We start from the raw sequence: 21,904 nt of genomic DNA on the forward strand, positions 1-21,904 counted from the left end.
AGCGGGCAGCAACGGGCGCAGCAGGTCCCACTCGGCGTCCGTGAGTTCGAATCGGGCAGTCATGGCGTGCGGGTAACAATCCGGATGGTATGGATCATCCCACCAAGATCCAGGAGACATGCCCTAGCGGAACGCGGAGCCCATCTGCGCCAGGCACTCGCGCATCACGTCCGCCAGGGGGGTGCCGGACGGGCGGTCCAGCCACTCCTGCACCGCCACCCGCATCGCGACCAGGAACGCGGCGGTCATCAGGCGGGCGCGCACGGCGCACGCCGGTGAGTCGGCCGCGCGCGAGGCGATCGCCGCGGTGAGCTCGTCCTCCAGCGAGGCGTACGTCGAGACCTGCTGCGCGGCCAGCGCCGGGTGCCGGCGCACGAGCCGCACCTGGGCGACCCAGCCGGGGTCGCGCGCGCCCAGGTCGTGCTGGACGTCCATCGCCGCGCCCGTCAGCGCGGCCCACGGCGGCTCCGCGGGCGGGCGCTGCTGCACCGCGTCGACGAGCAGGCGCATGCGCAGCTCGTCGCCGTACAGCAGCGCCTCTTCCTTGCTCGCGAAGTAGTTCGAGAACGTCCGGCGCGACACCTCGGCCGCGTCGGCGATCGCCTCCACGGTGACCTTTTCCAGGCCGTGCTCGATCGACAGCGCCACGGCGGCCTCGTGCAAGGCCTGCCGGGTCGCCATCTTCTTGCGTTCCCGCAGGCCGGCCTTCACGCCTCGATGTTACCTACTTCTCACCGGGAAAACTTGCTCATTGGGCAAGTTTTTTGAATGCTTGTATCAGGCAAGTATTCAGGCACTACTGGGAGGGATCCGGTGGACCACGTCGACGCGCTGCTCGTCGAGGTGCGCGAGCTCATGAAGGTCGTGCGCCTGGTGAAGCAGCAGCACCAGCACGAGCACCCGACCATCGCGCCCGGGGTGGCCGCCATGCTCGGCGCCATCGACCGGCTCGCCGGCGGCTGCCACCTCAAGGAGCTCGCCGCCGCCTGCGCGCTGGACCAGTCCACGACCAGCCGGGCGGTGAGCGCCTTCGTCCAGGACGGGCTGGTACGCCGGGTCGCCGACCCTCACGACGGGCGGGCCAGCTTCCTCGAGCTCACCGACGAGGGCCGCGACGCCATGCGCCGCGCCAACGAGCTTTACGCCACCCTGCTCGCCGACGCCCTGCGCGACTGGACCCGCGAGGACGTCGAGCTGCTCGGCGCGCTGCTGCGCCGCTTCGTTCAATCTCTGGTCGCCGCCCAGTACGCGACGACCGACCGCACCGCCCTGGAGGCAACCCGATGAGTCAGACGCAAACCGAGGAGCCGATGACCCATCGGCAGGTCCTGGAGGCGCTCAGCGGCCTGCTGCTGGCGCTCTTCGTGGCGATGGTGAGCTCCACGATCGTCTCGACCGCGCTGCCGAAGATCATCGGCGCGCTCAACGGCACCCAGACGCAGTACACCTGGGTCGTCACCGCCACCCTGCTCGCCGCGACCGCGACGACCCCGATCTGGGGCAAGCTCGCCGACCTGTACAGCAAGAAGGTCCTCGTCCAGGTCTCGATCGTGATCTACGTCGTGGGCTCGATCATCAGCGGCCTCGCACAGAACACGAGCGAGCTCATCGCCGCCCGCGCGTTCCAGGGCATCGGCGTGGGCGGCCTGCAGGCACTCGTCCAGGTCGTCATCGCCGCGATGATCCCGCCCCGCGAGCGCGGCCGCTACAACGGCTACCTCGGCGGCGTCATGGCCGTGGCCACGGTCGGCGGCCCGCTGCTCGGCGGCGTCATCGTGGACACCTCGTGGCTGGGCTGGCGCTGGTGCTTCTTCGTCGGCGTGCCCGTCGCCGTGATCGCCCTGATCGTGCTGCAGAAGACCCTGCACCTGGCCACCGTCCGCCGCGACAACGTCAAGATCGACTACCTGGGCGCGACCCTCATCGCCGCCGGCGTCAGCACGCTGCTGATCTGGGTGTCCTTCGTCGACGGCTCGTTCGCGTGGGCGTCCTGGCAGACCGCGGTCATGGTCGGCGCCGGCCTGGTGCTGCTCGCGCTCGCCGTGTGGGTCGAGGCTCGCGCCGCCGAGCCGGTCGTGCCGCTGCAGATCGTGCGCCAGCGCACCACGGCCCTGTCGATCCTGGCGAGCCTCGCGGTCGGCATGGCGATGTTCGGCGGCGCGGTCTTCCTCGGCCAGTACTTCCAGATCGGCCGCGGCTACACGCCCACCGAGGCCGGCCTGCTCACCATCCCGCTGATGGCCGGCGTGCTGGTCTCCTCGATCGTCGTCGGCCGGCTCATCACCAGCAGCGGGCGGATCAAGCCCTACATCGTGGCCGGCACGATCATCCTCGTCGCGGGCTTCGCCGCCCTGTCGACCATCGACCACGAGACGTCCCTGGTGTACGTCGGCGGCGGCATGCTGCTGGTCGGCGTCGGCGTGGGCATGTCCATGCAGAACCTGGTCCTCGCCGTGCAGAACACCGTGCAGCTCAAGGACATCGGCGCGGCCAGCTCGACGGTGGCGTTCTTCCGCTCGCTCGGCGGCACGATCGGCGTGTCGGTCCTCGGCGCCGTGCTCGCCCGCCGGGTCACGAGCAACATCAACGACGCGCTCGCGGCGCAGGGCATCCAGGTCCCGGCCGGCGGCGCCAAGACCAGCAACCTCAACCTGAGCGCGCTGCCCGAGGCGATGCAGCACATCGTCCGGGCCGCCTACGGCGACGCCACCGGCCACATCTTCCTCATCTCCGCCGGCATCGCGGTGGTGGGCGTGATCGCGGCGCTGTTCATGCGCCCGGCGATGCTGCGCAGCACGCTGGACCTGTCGGCCGCGAAGGGGGCCGAGACCGCCGGCCCCGCCGACAAGAAGGTCGGCGCGGCCCGCTAGGCGCAAATTTGACCCGCTCGGGTCCGGCTCACTCCCCCTTGAGCCGGACCCGAGCGCATGCCTGTCCGGCGCAGAATGACGGCATGCCGCTCATCGCGCACCTCAGCGACCCGCACATCACCACCGGCGCGCTCGCGGCGGAGCCGGCCGCCGGGCTGCACCGGGCGCTCGCGCGCGTGCTCGCGCTCGAGCCGGCGCCCGACTGCGTCGTGCTCACCGGGGACCTCGTCGACCGCGGCCGGCCAGGGGAGTACGACGTACTGCGGGAGCTGATCGGGCGCTTCCCGCTGCCGATCCACCTCGTCGCCGGCAACCATGACACCAAGGAGGCGCTGCAGCAGGCGTTCGGGCTCGCCGAGACGCACTACGCGGCGCAGTACCCCGATTTCACCGTCGTCGTGCTCGACTCCCTGCGCCCCGAGCTCGGCGACGCCGGCCTGCTCGGCGAGGAGCAGCTCGCCTGGCTCGACGAGACCCTCACCACCCGCACCGACGCACGGGCGTTCGTCTGCCTGCACCACCCGCCGATGCGGGTCGGCATCCCCGGCATGGACGCCATCCGGCTCGTCGACGGGCCGGGGCTCGCCGAGGTCGTGCGCCGCCATCCGCACGTGGCCCGCGTGCTCGCCGGCCATCTGCACCGGGTCGTCACCGCCGGGTTCGCCGGCACCGTGCTCAGCGTCGCGCCGAGCACCTACCGCCAGGTCGACCTCGGCATGCGCGAGGACCGGCCGGTCAGTTTCGTCGCCGAGCCGGCCGGGTTCCTGCTGCACCGGCTCGAGGGCGGCGAATGCGTGACCCACCTGGTGCACACCAGCCACACGGCGGCCCCGTTGGGTGCATATTGAGGCCGATCTGCCGATGTGCGCGTGGCACGTTTCCGGGATTTGGTGTTTTGCCGCCCGCCGTACCTTGAATGCAACACCGCGCAACACCCCCCGATGACATGCACCCGAGAGGAACACCCCCATGAGCGAGTACGGCGAGATCGAGACCGGGCAGGAGCACGCCGGTCTTTCGGAGGCCCACGAGGGCTACGGCGCCGAGCAGGACCACCAGGCGCAGTACGGCATCCTCGAGCAGGACCACCAGAGCTACGAACACGAAGAGTTCGAGAACCTCAAGCACATCGAGTACACCGATGCGGCCGGCAACCACTACGAGATCACCGAGTACACGCACTACGAGCACACCGAGATCGAGGAAGACCACACCTTCATGGCCTACGGCCAGGAGAGCGGCGGCAGCGCCGGTCTCGGTGCGGCCGACGGCTACTCGCTCGAGGGCGACTCGGCGGGCCTCGGCGCGGCGGCGGGCTCGGGCTTCGGCGAGGCCGGCTTCGGCGAGGGTGGCGGCGACGAGTCGGGCGGCTTCGGCGCGGCCACGGTGTTCCACGGCCTGGAGAGCATCACCTCCCGCTTCGAGAACTTTCTCGGCTCGGGCCTCAACAGCGACAACGACATCAACGACGCCAGCGCGTGATCATCTCCTCTCGGGGCGGTGAGATTGCGCTCACGGCGCCGGCCGGCGGCCAGGCCGCTGACCGGCGCCGTAGTGTGTCTGCGTCAAATGTCAAGCATTTTCCGGACCGGAATTCGGCGGCGCGCCGCCCGGAAACACCGCACACTCCATCGGCATGAGCGGTACGGAGCGAAGCGGAGTGGTCACGATCAACAGGCACAGTTTTGGCTCGGGTCGGCGCCGCAGCGTTGCGGAGGTGACGGCATGAGCGGTACGGAGCGAAGCGGAGTGGCCGCGAACAACAGGCACAGGTTTGGCTCGGGCCGGCGCCGGAGCGAAGCGGAGGCGACGGCTTGAGCCTCGACGACGACTGGCACTACCTGCCGACCCGCACCCGGGCCGGCGCGCTGCAACGCGGCCTCGGCCGGGGCGCCGTGCGGGCCAGACAGGACCCGGCCGCGCCGGAGCTCGTGTACGCCTGCATCCGCCGCGACCACCGCTGGCTGCCCCTCGACGACCGGGGCGTCTACCTGGCCCGGCTCGTGCGCGACCTGCAGCTGCCCACCGGGCCGATCCTCGCGCGGCTCTACACCGCCACCGACGAGACCGGCGAGTTCTCGCACGTCCTGCGGGTCGCGGAGGCACTCGGGCGCGCCGGGTCCGACGGGATCATCGAGAGTCTGCGCCGGTACGTCCACATCGGCCCCTACTGGCGCGAAGCGCTCACCGCCGTCGCCGCCGGGTGGCCCGCGAACTGGTGGGACGACCTGCTACCGGTCGCCGCCGACCGCCTCGCCAGCGGCGAGCGCCCCGCGCACCTGCCGCCGGGCACGCCGTGGAGCGGCTGGGCCGAGCGCGACGAGCGCATCCGCGCCGCCCTCGCCGCCGGCCCGGAGGAGGTCCGCGGCCTCGGCGAGCTGCTTGAAGAGGCCGACGACCTGCGTGAGGCCGCCTACGAATGCCTGGCCGGGCCCGCCCTCGAGGCGCTGCCGGCCGCCCGGCGCGTGGCCGCCGACCCCGGCTCCGGCGCCTACTGGCAGAGCCTGTGCGTCCTGGCCGAGCACGGCGACGAGTCCGACGGACCCGCCCTGCTGGCCGGCCTCGAGTGGCTCGACCGCCGCCCCGACGACATGTGCGGCTACGACCGGATCGTCGACGGCCTGGCCCGCGTCGGCGGCGACGCCGCGCAGCGGGCGCTGCCGCGGATCCGGTCGCTGTGGTTCAGCCCGCACTCGTTCGAGCGGGCCACCTACCTGCGCGCCCGCCTCACCCTGGAGCCGGCCGCGTGCGCCGGAGCGCTCACCGAGGGCCTGTGGGACTGCGAGGCCGACGTGCGCGCGCTCGCGGTGCGGCACGTCCTGCTCGACGAGAAGCTCGAGCGGCGCGTGGAGTACCTGCGCGACGACCCGATCGAGACGCCCGAGGTGCGCGCCGCCGCTGCGGAACGCCTCGCTCTCGAGTCCGCGGTGCGCTGACTTTTTTCCGGTGTCGTGCGGGCGACACATTGGCGCAAGTGAGCGCCAAGTGCCCGCCAAGTCCGGTCCGCGATGCTTTCTTCAGCACCACTTGAAGGGGTCGAAAGCAGATCCTCGCACCACTTACCTCGAGAACTCGGTCTCGATTTACATATATGAGCCAGACCGGCGGCACTCCTCCCTCGTGCCGCCGGTCTTCTCGTGTTCAGCCCGCAAAGAGCAGGAACAACCCGGCGACGGTGTACACCACCATCAGGCCCAGCAGCGGGATCTGGCCGGTGACGGCCCGGGCGCGCGGGAACAGCCGCAGGGCACGATCGTGGGCGAGGACGGTGCCGACGAGGTGGCCGAGCACGATCACCGTCACCTGCAGGTTGGCCACGCCGGTCGGGGTGATGACGCCGCTGTACGCGTCGAAGTCCTCATCGCCGAACAGCAGCGCGACCGTGCGCTGGCCCTCCAGGACGAACAGCGACCAGTAGTGCGCCACCACGTAGCCGACCGCGATCGGCACGATCGAGTGGGCGAGCTCGCCGGGCGTGCGCTCGGCCGACGCGCGGCCCCGGCGCCCGGCGGCGCGGGTGGCCGCCTGGTACGCCCCGGCGACCGCGCCGATGACGGCGAGCAGCCCGAGCGTGGCGGTCAGCGGCGCGGGCAGCCCGTTCTCCTGCACGAAGCGCAGCCAGAACGGCGCGCCGGACAGGGCGTCGAAGAACGTCGAGCCGAGCAGCACCACCACGACGGCGACGAGCCCGGGGGCGGGGCGCAGCCCGGCGATGCCGTCGAGGGGGTTGCGCCAGACGAGCGTGCCGTCGGAGCGGCGGCCGACGAACGAGAGCCGGCCGACGAGGTCGCCGAGCGTCTCGAAGGCGTCGCCGCGGTCGAACCACGCGGTGCCGTAGACGAGGCCGCCGGCGAGCATGGCGGCGGCGTAGACGGCCAGCCACGCGCCCAGCACCGGCAGCGTGGCGCGGTCGGGCGCGACGAGCTCCAGCCACGCGAACGCGAACAGCCCGGCGGCGGCCGGCCAGTAGCCCAGCCCCTCCGGCAGCGCGCGGCCGCCGTCGCGGCGGACCAGCCGCACGATCGTGCGCAGCGGGTTGAGCGTGCGCCAGGCGCCCGAGCCGAACAGCAGCGACAGCGGGACGAGCCCGACCCAGAACAGGACGTACACCAGCCCGGCGGCCGGATTGTCCTCGTCGTCGGCGCGGAAGAACTGCACCAGCAGTACCACCAGGAGCGCAACGCCGGCGATGTGCAGCGGCCAGGCGAGGGCCGAGGCCGACCGGGCGAGCCAGCCGGGTGCCGGGCGCCCGGCGTCGGGGTCGAGGCGCGGCTCCCGCCACGCCACGCCCAGCACGACGAACGACACGACGAGCGCCAGCGCAGCCCCGATGGCCAGCTGGGCCGGGGTCAGCGGCAGGTCCTGCCGCCCGCCCACGCCGTGGGCGAGCACGATGGGCCCGGACACTCAGCGCACCACGAGCTGGAAGAGCACCAGGTGCGACTTGTGCGTCTCGACCTCGAACAGCCCGGTCTTGTCGGCCGTCAGCGTGAGCGAGCCCGGCGTGCCGGCGGCGAGCGGCAGCTCCAGGTCGTAGCCGTGCACGTGCAGCTCGTCGGCCTCGTCGCTGGTGACGGTGATGCGCACGACGTCGCCCTTGGCGACCTCGACGCGCCCGGTCGGCGGGTTCGCGCGGCGCTTCACGATCGTGTACGAGACCTCTTTGTTCACCGCCTTCGCCGTGGGCGACGCGTCGGCTTGCGCCGTGGGCGACGTGATGACGGAGGTGGCGATCGCCGGCGCCGTGGAGGCGGGCGCGGCGGCGGTGGCCGGCGAAGCGGGCGGGGCGGGGTCGTCGCCGCAGGCGGCGGCGAAGGCGAGCAGCACGGCGAGCGCGAGGCCGGCGCGGGCGGTCGGTCGGGCGTTCGGCACGAGGGGTCTCCCGGGGCGGCGGGTTCGTTAGGGATGTGAATTTAGCGGCTTGAAGCGCACTGCGGAACCCGGCATCATGTGTCGATGCGATTGCCGGTCCGAGCGGGGGCGGTCCTCCTCGTCGTCGCCGCCCTGCTGCTGCCGGCGTCGCCCGCCGCGGCGCACGGCCAGCTTGCCATGTCCGACCCGGTCGCCGACAGCACCGTCAGCCAGCCGATGGCGGAGCTGACGCTGTACTTCACCGAGACGCCGGCGTCCTACGCCTGGTTCACGGTGACGACCCCGTCGGGCCGGCGCGTCGAGTCGTCGTGGCGCGGCGGCCAGCCGAAGCGCCTGGACAAGCCGGTCACCGAGTACTTCCTGGTCGACGGCAAGTTCGAGCCGCGCGTGTACAACACCGGCTACCCGGCCGTCGTCGTCGTCTCGCACTGGCCGGAGCAGGGCGCGTACACGGTGGCCTACCAGTCCGTCGCCTCCGACGGCGAGGCCGTCAAGGGCACGCTGAAGTTCACGTACTCGGGCCCGGCCACCCCGGCGCCGGCCGGCTGGACGCCCCCGACCGCCGGTCCTTCGGACGCCCTCACGCAGGCCCTCGCCGGCCACGGCGCCACCCCGACGGCTTCGGCGGCCCCCGGCCTGTTCTCCGACGTCGGCAACGCCCCCGCGCCGCAGCAGGCGCAGCCGCCCGCCCCGTCGACCCCGTTCGTGCTGACCGACTGGCTGATCCCGGCCCTGATCGTGGTGGCGGTCGGCGCCATGGTGCTCGCCGCGGCCCGCCGCTCACCGGCGGTCCCGGCACGCAAGCGCCGCCGCGCCTGACGCGGCTACGCTGCGTCGATGGAGACGGCCGGACGCACGCTGAGCCCGCAGCTGCTGTCGACGCTGACCCACTGGCCACGGCTGGTCGGCCGGCCGCCGGCGCCGAAGTCGTTCGACCTGACGCTGCTGCGCGACTTCATCGACGAGCAACTGCGCGCGCTGCCGTGGTGGAACCCGGCCTGGCGGGTCGTGCGGGCCGGGCCGGCCCATCCGCACGAGATCGCCGCCGACGAGTCGCGGCACGAGTCGGCCTCGACCGAGGTGTCGGTGCCGGGGACCGTGTCCGGCCCGAACGGGTCCGAGCTGGGGCTCTCGGCGCGCATTCGATTCGAGGGCGACCGGCTCCTGCGATTCTCGGCGAAGGTCGGCGACGTGGTGCTCGAGCCGGCGGTGGCGCCGGCGAGCGAGCCGGAGCCGCATCCGTTCGGGGCCGTGCTCGCCCGGCTGATGGCCCGGCGGGGGCTCACGGTGCAGGACATGGCGCGCCGGACGGCGCGGGCGGCGGCGACGATCAACGGCCTGCGCGCCGGCCGCTGGACCCCGCACCGGATCCTGGTGGAGGAGGTCGCCGACGCCTTGGAGCTGCACCGCGGCGACCTGCTGGCGATGGCCGGCCTCGACGATCCGGACGCAGACCGCTGACCGCTCAGCCTCGTTGCGATCGCGACAAGTCGGGCGCTCCGCGCCACGACTTGTCGGATTTATACCCCGGCAGGAGATAAATCCGGCGAACCGTCACCTCCGGCCGCCCGCATGCGCGCGTCTGCGCGGCGGCGTGCGCGCCGCCAGACGGTGTAAATGCGGCGGCCCGGTGTGGCACGAGCACGTCGAGGTCGACCGGCGTTTTGTCTCCACGATCATGGCGATGTCCCATTTGTCCGGCCGCTTTTCGCGTGATCGTGGAGACATAATACCGCGGCTCGTCGGGGCCACCGCCGTCTGAAGCGCGAGGGGCCGCGGGGGCGTGGCGGCGACGAGGGCGACGGCCGCGAGTGGCGCGCAGAGCGCGGCCGGCGGCGCCGCGTCCAACCGGCGCCGCATGCCCCGGCCCATTGGCACGGGGAGGACGATCGTGTGGGTCACACCGCGTCACGTTGACGGCCCTGGTGCCGGTGGGACACGATGGCCGGAAGCGGTATGCGGAGGAACCCGGTGCGAATCCGGGACGGTCCCGCCACTGTGACCGGGGAGTCGTCCCTCAACGCACGACCACGGCCGGGCTCCCGGCCGGAAGGTCGAGGGCGGCGGCGATCCGGGAGTCAGGAGACTCCGGCCGCCCATGCTCCAGCCACCTCGCGGGCGCGGACCCGCCGAAGGGATGTGTACGCGTGACGCCGCCGTATCCGTTCTCGGCCGTCGTCGGCCTGCCCGACCTGCGCCTGGCCCTGCTGCTCACGGCCGTGTCGCCCGCTATCGGCGGCGTGCTCGTGCGCGGCGAGAAGGGCACCGCCAAGTCCACCGTCGTGCGGGCGCTTGCCGCGCTGCTGCCCGAGGTCGACGTCGTCTCCGGCTGCCGCTTCGCCTGCGACCCGGCTGCGCCCGACGCCGAGTGCCCCGACGGGCCGCACACGCCCGGGGCCGGCGTCGACCGGCGCCGCTCCGCCCTCGTCGAGCTGCCCGTCGGCGCCACCGAGGACCGGGTCGTCGGGACCCTGGACCTGCAGCGCGCACTCGGCGACGGGGTGAAGGCCTACGAGCCGGGCCTGCTGGCCGCGGCGCACCGGGGCGTGCTCTACGTCGACGAGGTCAACCTGCTGCCCGACCACCTCGTCGACCTGCTGCTCGACGCCGCCGCCATGGGCCGCGCGCACGTGGAGCGCGACGGCGTGTCGGTCAAGCACGCCGCCCGGTTCCTGCTCGTCGGCACGATGAACCCGGAGGAGGGCGAGCCCCGCCCGCAGCTCGTCGACCGCTTCGGCCTCGTCGTCGGCGTCACCGCGCCGCGGGAGGCCCCGCCGCGGGCCGAGGTCGTGCGCCGCCGCCTGGCCTACGAGGCCGACCCGGTGGCGTTCGCCGCGCGCTACGTCGAGGCCGATGCGGGGCTGGCTGCGCGCATCGCGGGCGCCCGGTCACGCCTCGGCGGGGTCGCGCTGCCGGACCGTGAGCTGGACCGGATCGCGCGGATCTGCCTGGCGTACCGCGTGGACGGCCTCCGCGCCGACATCGTCGTGGCCCGCACGGCGGTCGCGCTGGCGGCGTGGCACGGCCGGACCGTGGTGACGAAGGACGACGTGCGGGACGCGGCGCGGCTCGCGCTGCCGCACCGCCGGCGCCGCGACCCGCTCGACCCGCCGGGCGCGGACCGCGACCGCCTGGAGGAGGTGCTCGAGCAGGAGGCCGGCCCCGACTCCGACGACGACCCGCCGGGCCCCGACGACTCCTCGCCGCCCCCGGACACCGCCCCCGACGGCGGGTCCGACGCTCCTGCCGACGGCCCCGACGGCGGCCCCGACTCCGCCGGCCCCGACGGCGGCCCCGACCCCGCCGGGTCGGACGGCGGCGGCGATGCCTCCCGCGGCCCGAGTCGGGACAAATCAGACCAGAGTCCTCCAAGAAATGATAAGTCCGATTCGGGCAGCGAATCGGATTTATCCGGCGATGAGAGCCTCAACAGCGGCCTGTCGGGCGCGACCCAGGAGCTGGCGTTCGCCGGGCTGCCGTACAAGCCGAGACTGCTCACCATCGCCGGGCGCGCCAACCGGCAGGCGGGCGCGCACGCCGGGCGGCGCTCGCCCGCCGTCTCGCGGCACGGGCGGATCGTGCGCTCCCGCGCGCCGCTCGGCGGCAAGCTCACCAGCCTCCACGTCCCGGACACGGTGCGGGCCGCGGCGCTGCGCGGATCCAGCCGCGCCGAGGCCCGCGACGTGCGCGAGGCGGTCAAGGTCGGCCGCGAGGCCAACCTGGTCCTCTTCGTCGTGGACGCCTCCGGCTCGATGGCCGCGCGACAGCGGATGAACGTGGTGAAGACGGCGATCCTGTCGCTGCTGCGGGATGCGTACCAGCGGCGGGACAAGGTCGGCATGATCTCCTTCCGGGGGCACGACGCCGCGCTCGTCCTCGAGCCGACCGCGAGCCACGAGGTCGGCGTGCTGCGCCTCGCGGAGCTGCGCACCGGGGGCCGCACGCCGCTGGCCGCCGGGCTGCGCCAGGCCGCGCGCACGCTGCACGGCGAGCGCCGGCGCGACGCCCGCCGCCGGCCGCTGCTCGTCGTCGTCACCGACGGCCGCTCGACCAGCGGGCCCGACCCGCTGAGCGTCGTGCCGCTGCTGGCCGGGGTGCCCGCCGTCGTCGTCGACTGCGAGTCCGGCCCGATCCGCCTCGGCCTCGCGCGCCGCCTCGCCGCAGCGCTCGAGGCGTCCTGCATACCGCTGACGAGCCTGGGAGCCTGAGTTGCCGCAGGGAAAAGTCGAGAACGTGCCCGACGACGGGCTCACCACCCGCCAGCGCCGCCGCCAGCACGTGCTCGCGGTCCACACCGGACAGGGCAAGGGCAAGTCCACCGCCGCGTTCGGCATGGCCCTGCGCGCGTGGAGCGCCGGCTGGCCCATCGCGGTGTTCCAGTTCGTGAAGAGCCCGAAGTGGAAGGTCGGCGAGGAGACGGCCCTGCGCGCCCTCGGCGAGACCGGCCAGGGCGGCTCGGTCGTGTGGCACAAGATGGGCGAGGGCTGGTCGTGGATCCAGCGCCCCGGCACCGAGCGCGACCACGCCGCGGAGGCCGCCGAGGGCTGGGCGCAGATCAAGCGTGACCTGGCCGCCGAGGCGTACCGGTTCTACGTGCTCGACGAGTTCACGTACCCGATCAAGTGGGGCTGGGTCGACATCGCCGACGTCGTCGAGACGCTGCGCGAGCGCCCCGGCAACCAGCACGTCGTCGTCACCGGCCGCGACGCGCACCCCGACCTGGTCGACATCGCCGACCTCGTCACCGACATGACGAAGATCAAGCACCCGATGGACGCCGGGCGAAAAGGCCAGCAGGGCATCGAGTGGTAGCACGGATCGTCATCGCGGCGCCCGCTTCCGGCCACGGCAAGACCACCGTCGCGACCGGGCTGCTCGCCGCGTTCGCCGCCCGCGGCGAGCGGGTCGCCCCGTTCAAGGTCGGCCCCGACTACATCGACCCCGGCTACCACGCGCTGGCCGCCGGCCGCCCGGGGCGCAACCTCGACCCGGTGCTCGTCGGCGAGGACCTCATCGCACCGCTGTTCGCGCACGGCGCGGCCGGCGCCGGCCTGGCCGTCATCGAGGGCGTCATGGGCCTCTACGACGGGCGCACCGGCGCCGGCGAGCACGGCTCCACCGCGCACGTCGCCCGCCTGCTCGACGCGCCCGTGCTCCTGGTCGTCGACGCCACCGCGCAGGCCCGCTCGGTCGCCGCGCTCGTGCACGGCTTCCGCTCCTTCGGCCCCGGCGTGCGCATCGCCGGCGTCATCCTCAACCGCGTCGGATCCGACCGCCACGAGCAGATCCTGCGCGACGCCTGCGCCGAGGTCGGCACGCCGGTCCTGGGCGTCCTGCGCCGCCACGACGCCGTCGCCGCCCCGTCGCGCCACCTCGGCCTCGTCCCGGTCGTCGAGCGTTCCGCCGAGGCCGCCGCGTCGGTCGACGCCCTGGCCGAGCTCATCGCGGCGAGCGTGGACCTGGATGCGGTACGCGCCGTGGCCGCCTCCGCGCCTCCGCTGTCGACCACGGCCTGGTCGCCCGCGATCGCCGAGCCGGCGCCCGGCGAGCCGGTCGTCGCCGTGGCCGGCGGCCCCGCGTTCTCCTTCGGCTACGCCGAGACGGTGGAGCTGCTCGTCGCCGCGGGCGCCCGGGTGTCCACTGTGGATCCGCTCCGCGACGAGGCACTGCCGCCCGGCACGCGCGCGCTGGTCGTCGGTGGCGGTTTCCCCGAGGTGTACGCCGAACAGCTCGCCGCCAACGTCCCGCTCCGCGACGCCGTGGCGGCCCTGGCGGCCTCCGGCGGCGCGATCGCCGCCGAGTGCGCCGGCCTGCTGTGGCTGTGCCGGAGCCTCGACGGGCGCCCAATGTGCGGCGTCCTGCCCGCGGACGCGGCGATGACCCCGAGCCTGACCCTGGGCTACCGCGACGCCGTGGCCGTCGCCGACAGCGTCCTCGCCCCGGCCGGCACGCGCGTCACCGGCCACGAGTTCCACCGCACCCGCGTCACCCCGGCGGCCGGCGCGTCACCGGCGTGGGCGTGGCGCTCGCCGGCGGACACCCGGGACGGCTTCGCCACCGCCAACGTCCACGCCTCCTACCTGCACCTGCACTGGGCCGGCTCGCCCGCGCTCGCGTACCGCCTGGTCGCCGCATGCGCCTGACCCGCCTGTTCGTCGGCATCGGCGCCCGCACCGGCATCTCGGCGCCGGAGGTCTTCGCCCTGCTGGCGGAGTCGCTGCCCTCGCTCGACGGCGTGGTGTCCGTGTCCACGGTGGACCCGCGCCTGGAGCTGGCGACCGTGGTCGCGGCGGAGCGCGGATGGTCCGTGGTCGGCTACTCGGCCGAGGAGCTCGCCGGCGTGCCGGTCCCGTCGCCCTCGGCCCGCGTCGCCTCGGCCGTCGGCACCCCCTCCGTCGCAGAGGCGGCCGCACTCCTGGCCGCGCGGCGGGCCGGCAACGGCGCCGCGGTCCTGGTCGTCGGCAAGCGGTCCTCGCCCGGCGCCACCGTCGCCGTCGCGGCGCCCGCACCCGAGGTCACCGTCGTGGGCATCGGCGCCGACGGGTACGCCGGCCTGTCCGCCGCGGGCCGCGACGCCGTCGACGGCGCCGACGTGCTCTTCGGCGGTCCTCGCCAGCTCGACCTCGTCCCGCCTTCGGGCGCCGAGCGCATCGCCTGGCCGTCGCCGCTCGTGCCGGCCCTGCCGCGGCTGCTGGCCGAGCAGTTCGGGCGGCGGGTCTGCGTGCTGGCCAGCGGCGACCCCATGCACTACGGGATCGGGGGCACCCTCGCGCGGCTGCTCGGCGCCGGGCACGTCCGCGCGGTACCGCACCCGTCCTCAATGGCCCTTGCGTGCGCCCGGCTCGGATGGGCGCTCGAGGACGTCGAGGTCGTCAGCGCGGTCGGGCGGTCCGTCGACGGGCTGCGCCGGCACCTGCACGACGGGCGGCGGGTGCTCGTGCTCTCCAGTGGGGCCGGCACGCCGCAGGAGGTGTGGCGCATCCTCGAGGACGGCGGGTTCGCCGGCAGCGAGGTGACGATCCTCGAGTCGCTCGGGGGCGCCGACGAGCGCGTGCACCACGACCCGGCCGCCGCGCGGGCGCTCAACATTGTGGCGATCCAGTGCCGCGGCGACGGCGGGGTCTCCGTCGTGCCGGGGCTGGAGGACTCGCAGTACCACAGCGACGGCCAGCTCACCAAGCGCGAGATCCGCGCCGTCACCCTCGCCGCGCTCGGGCCGCGGCCGGGGGAGCTGCTCTGGGACGTAGGTGGCGGCTCCGGCAGCATCGGCATCGAGTGGATGCGGGCGCACCGGGCCTGCCGGGCCGTGGCGATCGAGCGCGACCCCGTCCGGGCCGGGCGTATCGAGAGCAACGCGCGGCGGCTCGGAGTGCCGGGTCTGTCCATTGTGGTCGGTGCGGCGCCCGCGGCCCTCGACGGGCTCGAGGCGCCCGACGCCGTGTTCGTCGGCGGCGGGTTCACCGCGCCCGGGGTGTTCGAGCGGTGCTGGGCGGCGCTGCGGCCCGGCGGGCGGCTCGTCGTCAACGCCGTCACCGTCGAGTCGGAGCGGCTCGTCGCCGAGCTGCACGCGACACACGGCGGGGAGCTGACCCGCCTGTCCGTCAACCGGGCCGAGCCCGTCGGCGGCTTCCTCGGGTGGCGGCCCATGCTGCCCGTCACGCAATGGGTGGTGCGCAAGTGACCGTGTACTTCATCGGGGCCGGGCCGGGCGCCGCGGACCTCATCACCGTGCGCGGGCGCGACCGCATCGCGGCGGCGCCGGTCTGCCTCTACGCGGGCAGCCTCGTGCCTACGGAGCTGCTACGGTACTGCCCGCCGGGTGCCAGGCTCGTCGACACCGCCAACCTCGACCTCGACCAGATCCTCGCCGAGCTGCTCGACGCGCACTCCCACGGGCTCGACGTCGCGCGGCTGCACTCCGGGGACCCGTCGGTGTTCAGCGCCATGGCCGAGCAGCTGCGCCGGCTCGACGCGGCCGGGGTGCCGTACGAGATCGTGCCCGGCGTGCCCGCCTTCGCGGCGGCGGCCGCCTCGCTCGGGCGGGAGCTCACCGTGCCCGGCGTGGCGCAGACCGTCATCCTGACCCGGACCGCGGCGCGCGCGACGCCGATGCCGCCGGGCGAGGAGCTGGCGACGCTCGCGGCCAGCCGGGCCACGCTCGTGCTGCATCTGGCCGTGCAGCGCATCGGCGAGCTCGCCGCCGAGCTCGCCGAGTGGTACGGCGCGGACTGCCCGGCCGCCGTCGTGGCCTACGCCAGCCGGGCCGACGAGATCGTCCTGCGCGGCACCCTCGCCGGCATCGCCGAGCAGGTCCACGACGCCGGCATCAAGCGCACCGCGATCATCGTCGTCGGCGCCGTGCTCACCGCCGAGGAGTTCCCGGACAGCCACCTGTACTCCACGACGCGGCTCCGCCCGGCCTAGGGCGATCCGCAGTTCGGTCACTGTGTGCAGTCGTCCGGGCGACGCAAGGTCACCCGGGCCGGATGAGTGGGCGCGGTTCTGCCAGACTGGGGCCATGCGGTGGGCGGCGGTCGTGGCGGTGCTCGTCGCCGTCGGCCTCGCCGCCGCGCCCGCCGCGCCGGCCTTCGCCCGCGCCGGCGACGCCCAGGAGCTCTGCCGCATCACCGACCCGGCCGTTGTTGAGGCGTCCGGGCTGGCGGCGCTGCCCGGCGGCGGCTATGTCGTGGAGAACGACTCCAACCCGGAGCCGCGCCGGATTCGCGTGTTCTACCTCGGCGCCGACTGCTCGCTGACGCGCAGCGTGGGCTACCCGACGACCGCGCGCGACCCGGAGGACCTGGCGGTGGACCGCCGCGGCGTCGTGTGGGTCGCCGACATCGGCGACAACAGCCCGCTCAGCGGCGGCTCCGGCAAGCGCCGCGACACCATCGCGCTGTGGACCCTGGCCCCCGGTGCGAAGAGCATGAAGATCCATCGGCTGCGGTATCCCGACGGCGTGCCGCGCGACGCCGAGGCGCTGCTCATCGACGGCGCCGGCCGCCCGATCATCGTCACGAAGGACCCCGGCGGCGAGGTGTACCGCCTGGACACCCCGCTGCCGACCGACAACGCCGAGGGCGCGCCGCTCACGCTGGTCGGGCACTTCGCGCCCACGCACAGCGGCACCGACAACCCGCTCGGCTTCATCGGCAACGCCCTCATCACCGGCGGCGCCGTCTCGCCCGACGGCACGCACGCGGTCCTGCGTACGTACTCCGACGCCTACGAGTTCGACGTCACCGGCGGCGACGTGGCCGCCGCGATCACCGGCGGCACGCCGCGGGTGACCCCGCTGCCGGGCGAGCCGCAGGGCGAGGCCATCGCCTACACGCCCGACGGGACGGGCTTTCTGACGGTGTCGGATCAGTCCGGGCCGGTGAGCATCCTGCGGTACCACATCGAAAGGCCGGCGCCGACCCACCCGCCGGCCACCAGTGCGCCCGCCCCGGCCTCCCCGGTCCCGGCGGGCGCCGTCACCGACCGCCGGGCCCGCGTCGCCCTGCTGGCGGGTGCATTCGTCGTGGTGGCGATCGGCCTGGTGGCCGGGCTCGCCCGCCGCGCGCGGCGACGGTGACCCTCGGTGTGTCGACACGAAAAGCGGCGGTAGGCCGGCTCGGTGTCGATGCGGACGGCGACGATGACCCCTCGGTGTCGACGGGCATTCGTCCGCGTGACACGATCGCTACCGAGGGATCAAGGGGGAGGACGGGACTGCGGTGGTGCGGATCGAGGCCGAGCGCGCGACGACTCGGGACATGCGCCGGCGCAACCGCTCGACGCTGCTGTCGGAGCTGTTCTTCCGCGGCCCGCTGAGCCGGCACGACCTGAGCCGCATCACCGGCCTGAGCGCCGCGACGGCCAGCAGCGTGACCGCCGAGCTGCTGCACGAGGGCATCATCATCGAGGCCGGCCAGATCGAGTCCGACGGCGGCCGCCCGCGCGTCCTGCTGCGCGTCAACCCCGGCTTCGGCCGCCTCGTCGGTGCGGACGTCGGCGAGACCGGCGTCAAGGTGGAGCTCTTCGACCTGTCGATGAGCCGCCTGGCCACCGTCGACGAGCCGCTGCCGTCCTCGCGCCCCGACCCGTCCGCCGTCGCGGGCCAACTCGAGGCCGGCATCCGCGAGGTGCTCGCCGGCGTCGACCCCGACACCGTGCTCGGCATCGGCATCGGCGTGCCCGGCACGGTCGAGCAGTCCGACCCCCCGCTGGTGTACGCCCCGACGCTCGGCTGGCGCGGCGTCTCCTTCACCGACCTGCTGCGCGAGCGCGGCATCACCGCCCCGCTGTTCTTCGAGAACGGCGCCAAGACCCAGGGCCAGGCCGAGATGTGGTTCGGCGCCGGGCGGGGCGCCGGCAACGCCGTCATCGTCCTGGTCGGCTCGGGCGTCGGCGCGGCCGTCATCACCAACGGCACGGTCTACCGCGGCGCCAGCAGCAGCGCCGGCGAGTGGGGCCACACCACCGTCGTGTACGGCGGCCGCCAGTGCCGCTGCGGCGCGCGCGGCTGCCTGGAGGCCTACGTGGGCGCCGAGGGCATCCTGGAGCGGTACCGCGCGATCGATCCCACCCGCCCCGCCGCGGACGGCGAGATCGCCGACGTGACCGCGCTGGTCGCCGCCGACACCCCCGCGGCCGCGGAGACCCTGGCCGAGACCGCGGGCATCCTCGGCGCCGGCATCGGCAACCTGGTCAACCTGTTCAACCCCGAGCGCGTGGTCCTCGGCGGCTGGGCCGGCCTGGCCCTCGGCGCCCGCGTGCTGCCGCAGATCCGCGCCGCGGCGCAGGAGCAGGCCCTCGAGCACCCGTTCGGCCAGGTCACGATCGAGCTGTGCGAGCTCGGCCCGGACGCGGTGGCCTTCGGCGCGGCCACCCTACCCATGGCCGAGCTGCTGCGCCGCGCCTCCCGTCCCTGACCCCGGGGACTTTTTTCGGGCCTTTTATTGACGCGCGATAGATGTCGGCATAGCCTGCCCTCTATCTGGAAGGGCACTTAACAGATAGCGGCCCGACCGGCTCTCGAGCGGGTGCTCCCGGTAAGCGGACGGCCGGGGGCACCACTCGAAGTCCCTTATCCGACAACGGTTCGGGCGCGGGAAGTGAGGTGGGACACGACGGTTGTCGGGTGGCATACATCCGGGATTCAACGGCGGCGGGGCGCGCATACGTTCTCAGCGTCCAACGCCGAGATCGCGTTCTGCACGCGGTACCACATAAAGGAAACGAATCCCGATGAAGCGTCTGCTGCCCGTGTTCGCCGTTGCCTGTGCCACCCTGCTGCTCACCGCCGCGTGCGGTGACGAGAAGAAGTCCGACGCTCCGGCCGCCGCCCAATCGGCCGCGCCCGCCGCCTCCGCCTCTGCCTCCGCCTCTGCCGCGGCCTCGGGGCAGGCCAAGCCGTCCGGGTCCGCCAAGGCCGGGCAGCTCAGCTTCACCACGGTCGGCAAGCTGACCGGCGAGCTGTTCACGAAGGACCCCGAGTGCCCGGTCGGGCAGTGGGACGCCAACTCGACCGGCGTCGAGGCCAAGTACCGCTCGGCGGTGGCGAGCTTCAAGCAGTTCGACTGCTACGCCAAGAAGGGCGACGCGATGCCGCACCGCGTGCAGCAGGCGATCTACGTCGAGTTCAAGGCGGCCAATGCGGCGAAGGCGTACGCGCAGGACGAGGCGTCGATGTACCCGACGCTCATCGTCGGCAGCACCGTCGTCGTGGGCGGCACCGGGCTCAAGCAGACCGACATGAAGGCGTGGCTGGAGTCGGTCAACGAGACGGCGGGCGGCGCCGGCCAGATCCTGGCCTAACCTTAAATTCGCAGGCCAGTACCTTAATTTAAGTCTTGTATTGACGCGTGCACCGGGGCGGGCATAGCCTCTCGACGATCTGTAAGGCAACCTCACAGATTGGCCCGCCCCGGACCCACCCCGACCCGGGTCCGCGCGGGCGCCCGCCCAGAAGGGACCCGCCAGTGACCCCCTCCAGCCCAACCAGGCGACGGCCCCGCCTGAGGATCGGCCTCGCCATCGTGGCGACCGTCCTGGCCGCCGCCGGCACCGCAGTCTTCGCCATGAACAGCGCGTCGGCAGCCACCGTCGGGCAGATCACCGGCTACGGCGGCAAGTGCGTCGACGTCGCCGGCGCGAGCTCCGCCAACGGCACCCAGGTCCAGCTGTACACGTGCAACGGCACAGCCGCCCAGCAGTGGACCGTCGGCGACGACGGCACGATCCGCGCGCTCGGCAAGTGCCTCGACGTCGCCGCGGCCAGCAGCGCCAACGGCACCAAGGTCCAGATCTACGACTGCAACGGCACCGCCGCCCAGCAGTGGTCGCGCAACAGCGACGGCACCCTGCGCGCGCTCGGCAAGTGCCTCGACGCGACCGGCCCCAGCTCCGCAGACGGCACGCCGCTGCAGATCTGGGACTGCTTCGCCAGCGCCAACCAGCAGTGGGTGCTGCCGGGCGGCACGACGCCGCCGACGAGCAACCCGCCGACGAGCAACCCGCCGAACACCGGCAACCCGGACCTCGGCCCCAACGTGTCGATCTTCGACCCGTCGATGTCGGCCTCGACCATCCAGAGCAAGCTGAACTCGGTCTTCAACTCGCAGCAGAGCAACCAGTTCGGCTCGCAGCGCTACGCCCTGCTGTTCCGGCCGGGCACGTACAACGTCGATGCCAACGTCGGCTTCTACACCCAGGTCGCGGGCCTCGGCCTGTCCCCGGACCAGGTCACCATCAACGGCGCCGTGCACGCCGAGGCGGACTGGTTCCAGGGCAACGCGACGCAGAACTTCTGGCGCTCGGCCGAGAACCTGTCGGTCACCCCCAACGGCGGCACCGACCGCTGGGCCGTGTCGCAGGCCGCGCCGTACCGCCGCATGCACGTGCGCGGCAACCTGCAGCTCGACGACGGCGGCTGGTCCTCCGGCGGCTGGATCTCCGACAGCAAGATCGACGGGCAGATCCGGTCCGGCTCGCAGCAGCAGTTCATCACCCGCAACTCCGCGATGGGCAGCTGGTCCGGTTCCAACTGGAACATGGTGTTCGTCGGCGACACCGGCGCACCCGGCAACACCTTCCCGTCGCCGCCCGACACGACGGTCGGCACGACGCCGGTCGTGCGGGAGAAGCCGTTCCTGTACATCGACGGCGCCGGCAACTACCAGGTGTTCGTGCCCGCGCTGCGGACCAACTCCAGCGGCAACAGCTGGCAGAGCGGCACCACCGCCGGCTCCTCGCTGCCGATCAGCCAGTTCTACATCGTCAAGGCCGGCGCCACCGCCGCCTCGATCAACGCGGCCCTCGCGGCCGGGCAGAACCTGCTCTTCACCCCCGGCGTGTACCACGTCAACGACACGATCCGCATCACCCGCGCCAACACCGTCGTGCTGGGCCTCGGCCTCGCCACGATCGTGCCGGACAACGGCGTGACCGCGATGACCGTCGCCGACGTCGACGGCGTGAAGATCGCGGGCGTCCTCTTCGACGCCGGCACCACCAACTCGTCGGTGCTCATGGAGGTCGGCCCGAGCGGCTCCTCGGCCGACCACTCGGCCAACCCGACGTCGCTGCACGACGTGTTCTTCCGCGTCGGCGGTGCCGGCGTCGGCAAGGCCACGGTGAGCCTGCGCATCAACAGCAACAACGTGATCGGCGACCACGCGTGGATCTGGCGGGCCGACCACGGCAGCGGCGTGGGCTGGACCAGCAACACCGCCGCCAACGGGCTCGTCGTCAACGGCGCCAACGTCACCTTCTACGGCCTGTTCGTCGAGCACTACCAGCAGTACCAGGTCATCTGGAACGGCAACGGCGGCCGCACATACTTCTTCCAGAACGAGATCCCCTACGACGTGCCGAACAACTCCAGCTGGAGCAGCGGCGGCGGGGCGCAGGGCTGGGCGGCGTACAAGGTGGCCGCGAACGTCACCTCGCACGAGGCGTGGGGCCTGGGCAGCTACTGCTACTTCAGCACCAACCCGAGCGTCGTGCTGGGCCACTCGTTCGAGGTCCCGCAGACCGCGAACGTGCGGTTCCACGACATGGTGACGGTCTCGCTCGGCGGCACCGGCACGATCTCGCACGTCATCAACAGCACGGGGGCCGCGGTGAACAGCGGCCACCAGGTCGAGAACCTGGTCAGCTACCCGTAGCAGTAGGCT

19 protein-coding genes and 1 riboswitch are annotated in these 21,904 nt (G+C 73.3%); of the genes, 16 read left to right on the top strand and 3 right to left on the bottom strand.

From position 1 onward, the window contains the following. Positions 1 to 123: 123 nt before the first annotated feature. Complete coding sequence (locus tag ABD901_RS22680) at positions 124 to 711, bottom strand: TetR/AcrR family transcriptional regulator (RefSeq protein ID WP_345129120.1); 588 nt, start codon at positions 709 to 711, stop codon at positions 124 to 126. 102 nt (positions 712 to 813) lie between these two features. Here ABD901_RS22680 and ABD901_RS22685 point away from each other — a divergent pair, with 102 nt between their 5' ends. The 5 genes from ABD901_RS22685 (at position 814) to ABD901_RS22705 (ending at position 5,806) form a co-directional block, all read left to right on the top strand. Then, positions 814 to 1,287, top strand: a complete 474-nt coding sequence (locus ABD901_RS22685) for a MarR family winged helix-turn-helix transcriptional regulator (protein WP_345129121.1) — start codon at positions 814 to 816, stop codon at positions 1,285 to 1,287. Continuing rightward, positions 1,284 to 2,870 carry an MFS transporter gene (locus ABD901_RS22690; RefSeq protein WP_345129122.1) on the top strand — a complete coding sequence of 529 codons (1,587 nt, stop codon included), beginning with the start codon at positions 1,284 to 1,286 and terminating at the stop codon, positions 2,868 to 2,870. The genes ABD901_RS22685 and ABD901_RS22690 overlap by 4 nt, the downstream gene beginning before the upstream one ends. Before the next feature lie 83 nt (positions 2,871 to 2,953). Beyond that, the gene (locus tag ABD901_RS22695; protein WP_345129123.1) at positions 2,954 to 3,718 is read left to right on the top strand and encodes a phosphodiesterase; all 765 of its coding nucleotides are present in this window, start codon (positions 2,954 to 2,956) and stop codon (positions 3,716 to 3,718) included. A gap of 121 nt (positions 3,719 to 3,839) precedes the next feature. After that, positions 3,840 to 4,352 (top strand): hypothetical protein, encoded by a 513-nt coding sequence (locus ABD901_RS22700; RefSeq protein WP_345129124.1) that lies wholly within the window; start codon positions 3,840 to 3,842, stop codon positions 4,350 to 4,352. A gap of 332 nt (positions 4,353 to 4,684) precedes the next feature. Further along, positions 4,685 to 5,806 (top strand): hypothetical protein, encoded by a 1,122-nt coding sequence (locus ABD901_RS22705; protein WP_345129125.1) that lies wholly within the window; start codon positions 4,685 to 4,687, stop codon positions 5,804 to 5,806. A gap of 205 nt (positions 5,807 to 6,011) precedes the next feature. On the opposite strand, the gene ABD901_RS22710 is transcribed toward ABD901_RS22705, so the two are convergent. Further along, entirely contained in the window at positions 6,012 to 7,277 is a 1,266-nt protein-coding gene (locus ABD901_RS22710; RefSeq protein WP_345129126.1) for a hypothetical protein, read from the bottom strand. Next, positions 7,278 to 7,742 (bottom strand): hypothetical protein, encoded by a 465-nt coding sequence (locus tag ABD901_RS22715; RefSeq protein ID WP_345129127.1) that lies wholly within the window; start codon positions 7,740 to 7,742, stop codon positions 7,278 to 7,280. It abuts the gene before it with no gap. A gap of 84 nt (positions 7,743 to 7,826) precedes the next feature. Here ABD901_RS22715 and ABD901_RS22720 point away from each other — a divergent pair, with 84 nt between their 5' ends. From ABD901_RS22720 to ABD901_RS22770, 11 genes are all read left to right on the top strand, one after another. Next, the gene (locus ABD901_RS22720) at positions 7,827 to 8,561 is read left to right on the top strand and encodes a copper resistance CopC family protein (protein WP_345129128.1); all 735 of its coding nucleotides are present in this window, start codon (positions 7,827 to 7,829) and stop codon (positions 8,559 to 8,561) included. 18 nt (positions 8,562 to 8,579) lie between these two features. Next, positions 8,580 to 9,203 (top strand): helix-turn-helix domain-containing protein, encoded by a 624-nt coding sequence (locus tag ABD901_RS22725; protein ID WP_345129129.1) that lies wholly within the window; start codon positions 8,580 to 8,582, stop codon positions 9,201 to 9,203. A 501-nt stretch (positions 9,204 to 9,704) separates the two neighbouring features. Beyond that, positions 9,705 to 9,830: riboswitch (cobalamin riboswitch) on the top strand. Positions 9,831 to 9,889: 59 nt separating this feature from the next. Then, on the top strand, positions 9,890 to 11,950 hold the full coding sequence (locus tag ABD901_RS22730; protein ID WP_345129130.1) for a VWA domain-containing protein: 2,061 nt from the start codon (positions 9,890 to 9,892) through the stop codon (positions 11,948 to 11,950). A gap of 1 nt (position 11,951) precedes the next feature. Next, entirely contained in the window at positions 11,952 to 12,554 is a 603-nt protein-coding gene (cobO, locus tag ABD901_RS22735; RefSeq protein WP_345129131.1) for a cob(I)yrinic acid a,c-diamide adenosyltransferase, read from the top strand. Then, positions 12,548 to 13,885: a cobyrinic acid a,c-diamide synthase CobB gene (locus ABD901_RS22740; protein WP_345129132.1), complete on the top strand. Its 1,338-nt coding sequence runs from the start codon at positions 12,548 to 12,550 to the stop codon at positions 13,883 to 13,885. The genes cobO and ABD901_RS22740 overlap by 7 nt, the downstream gene beginning before the upstream one ends. Next, positions 13,876 to 15,423, top strand: coding sequence for a precorrin-6y C5,15-methyltransferase (decarboxylating) subunit CbiE (gene cbiE / locus ABD901_RS22745; RefSeq protein ID WP_345129133.1), 1,548 nt, complete (start codon positions 13,876 to 13,878; stop codon positions 15,421 to 15,423). Before ABD901_RS22740 ends, cbiE begins: the two co-directional genes overlap by 10 nt. Further along, positions 15,420 to 16,166 carry a precorrin-4 C(11)-methyltransferase gene (gene cobM / locus ABD901_RS22750; protein ID WP_345129134.1) on the top strand — a complete coding sequence of 249 codons (747 nt, stop codon included), beginning with the start codon at positions 15,420 to 15,422 and terminating at the stop codon, positions 16,164 to 16,166. Before cbiE ends, cobM begins: the two co-directional genes overlap by 4 nt. A gap of 94 nt (positions 16,167 to 16,260) precedes the next feature. Continuing rightward, positions 16,261 to 17,319 carry a hypothetical protein gene (locus tag ABD901_RS22755; RefSeq protein ID WP_345129135.1) on the top strand — a complete coding sequence of 353 codons (1,059 nt, stop codon included), beginning with the start codon at positions 16,261 to 16,263 and terminating at the stop codon, positions 17,317 to 17,319. Positions 17,320 to 17,461: 142 nt separating this feature from the next. Continuing rightward, the gene (locus tag ABD901_RS22760; protein ID WP_345129136.1) at positions 17,462 to 18,658 is read left to right on the top strand and encodes an ROK family transcriptional regulator; all 1,197 of its coding nucleotides are present in this window, start codon (positions 17,462 to 17,464) and stop codon (positions 18,656 to 18,658) included. 316 nt (positions 18,659 to 18,974) lie between these two features. Next, entirely contained in the window at positions 18,975 to 19,544 is a 570-nt protein-coding gene (locus tag ABD901_RS22765; protein ID WP_345129137.1) for a hypothetical protein, read from the top strand. 221 nt (positions 19,545 to 19,765) lie between these two features. Next, positions 19,766 to 21,895, top strand: coding sequence for a ricin-type beta-trefoil lectin domain protein (locus ABD901_RS22770; RefSeq protein WP_380135692.1), 2,130 nt, complete (start codon positions 19,766 to 19,768; stop codon positions 21,893 to 21,895). The last annotated feature ends 9 nt before the right edge of the window (positions 21,896 to 21,904 follow it).

It is taken from the genome of Dactylosporangium darangshiense (assembly GCF_039537565.1).
Classification (GTDB): Bacteria; Actinomycetota; Actinomycetes; order Mycobacteriales; family Micromonosporaceae; genus Dactylosporangium; species Dactylosporangium darangshiense.

Bases quoted from the DNA above. Each gene is read 5' to 3' on its own strand.
- ABD901_RS22720 (WP_345129128.1), top strand. From the start codon at position 7,827: ATGCGATTGCCGGTCCGAGCGGGGGCGGTCCTCCTCGTCGTCGCCGCC.
- ABD901_RS22695 (WP_345129123.1), top strand. From the start codon at position 2,954: ATGCCGCTCATCGCGCACCTCAGCGACCCGCACATCACCACCGGCGCG.
- ABD901_RS22755 (WP_345129135.1), top strand. From the start codon at position 16,261: ATGCGGTGGGCGGCGGTCGTGGCGGTGCTCGTCGCCGTCGGCCTCGCC.
- ABD901_RS22725 (WP_345129129.1), top strand. From the start codon at position 8,580: ATGGAGACGGCCGGACGCACGCTGAGCCCGCAGCTGCTGTCGACGCTG.
- ABD901_RS22690 (WP_345129122.1), top strand. From the start codon at position 1,284: ATGAGTCAGACGCAAACCGAGGAGCCGATGACCCATCGGCAGGTCCTG.
- ABD901_RS22765 (WP_345129137.1), top strand. From the start codon at position 18,975: ATGAAGCGTCTGCTGCCCGTGTTCGCCGTTGCCTGTGCCACCCTGCTG.
- ABD901_RS22700 (WP_345129124.1), top strand. From the start codon at position 3,840: ATGAGCGAGTACGGCGAGATCGAGACCGGGCAGGAGCACGCCGGTCTT.
- cbiE (WP_345129133.1), top strand. From the start codon at position 13,876: ATGCGCCTGACCCGCCTGTTCGTCGGCATCGGCGCCCGCACCGGCATC.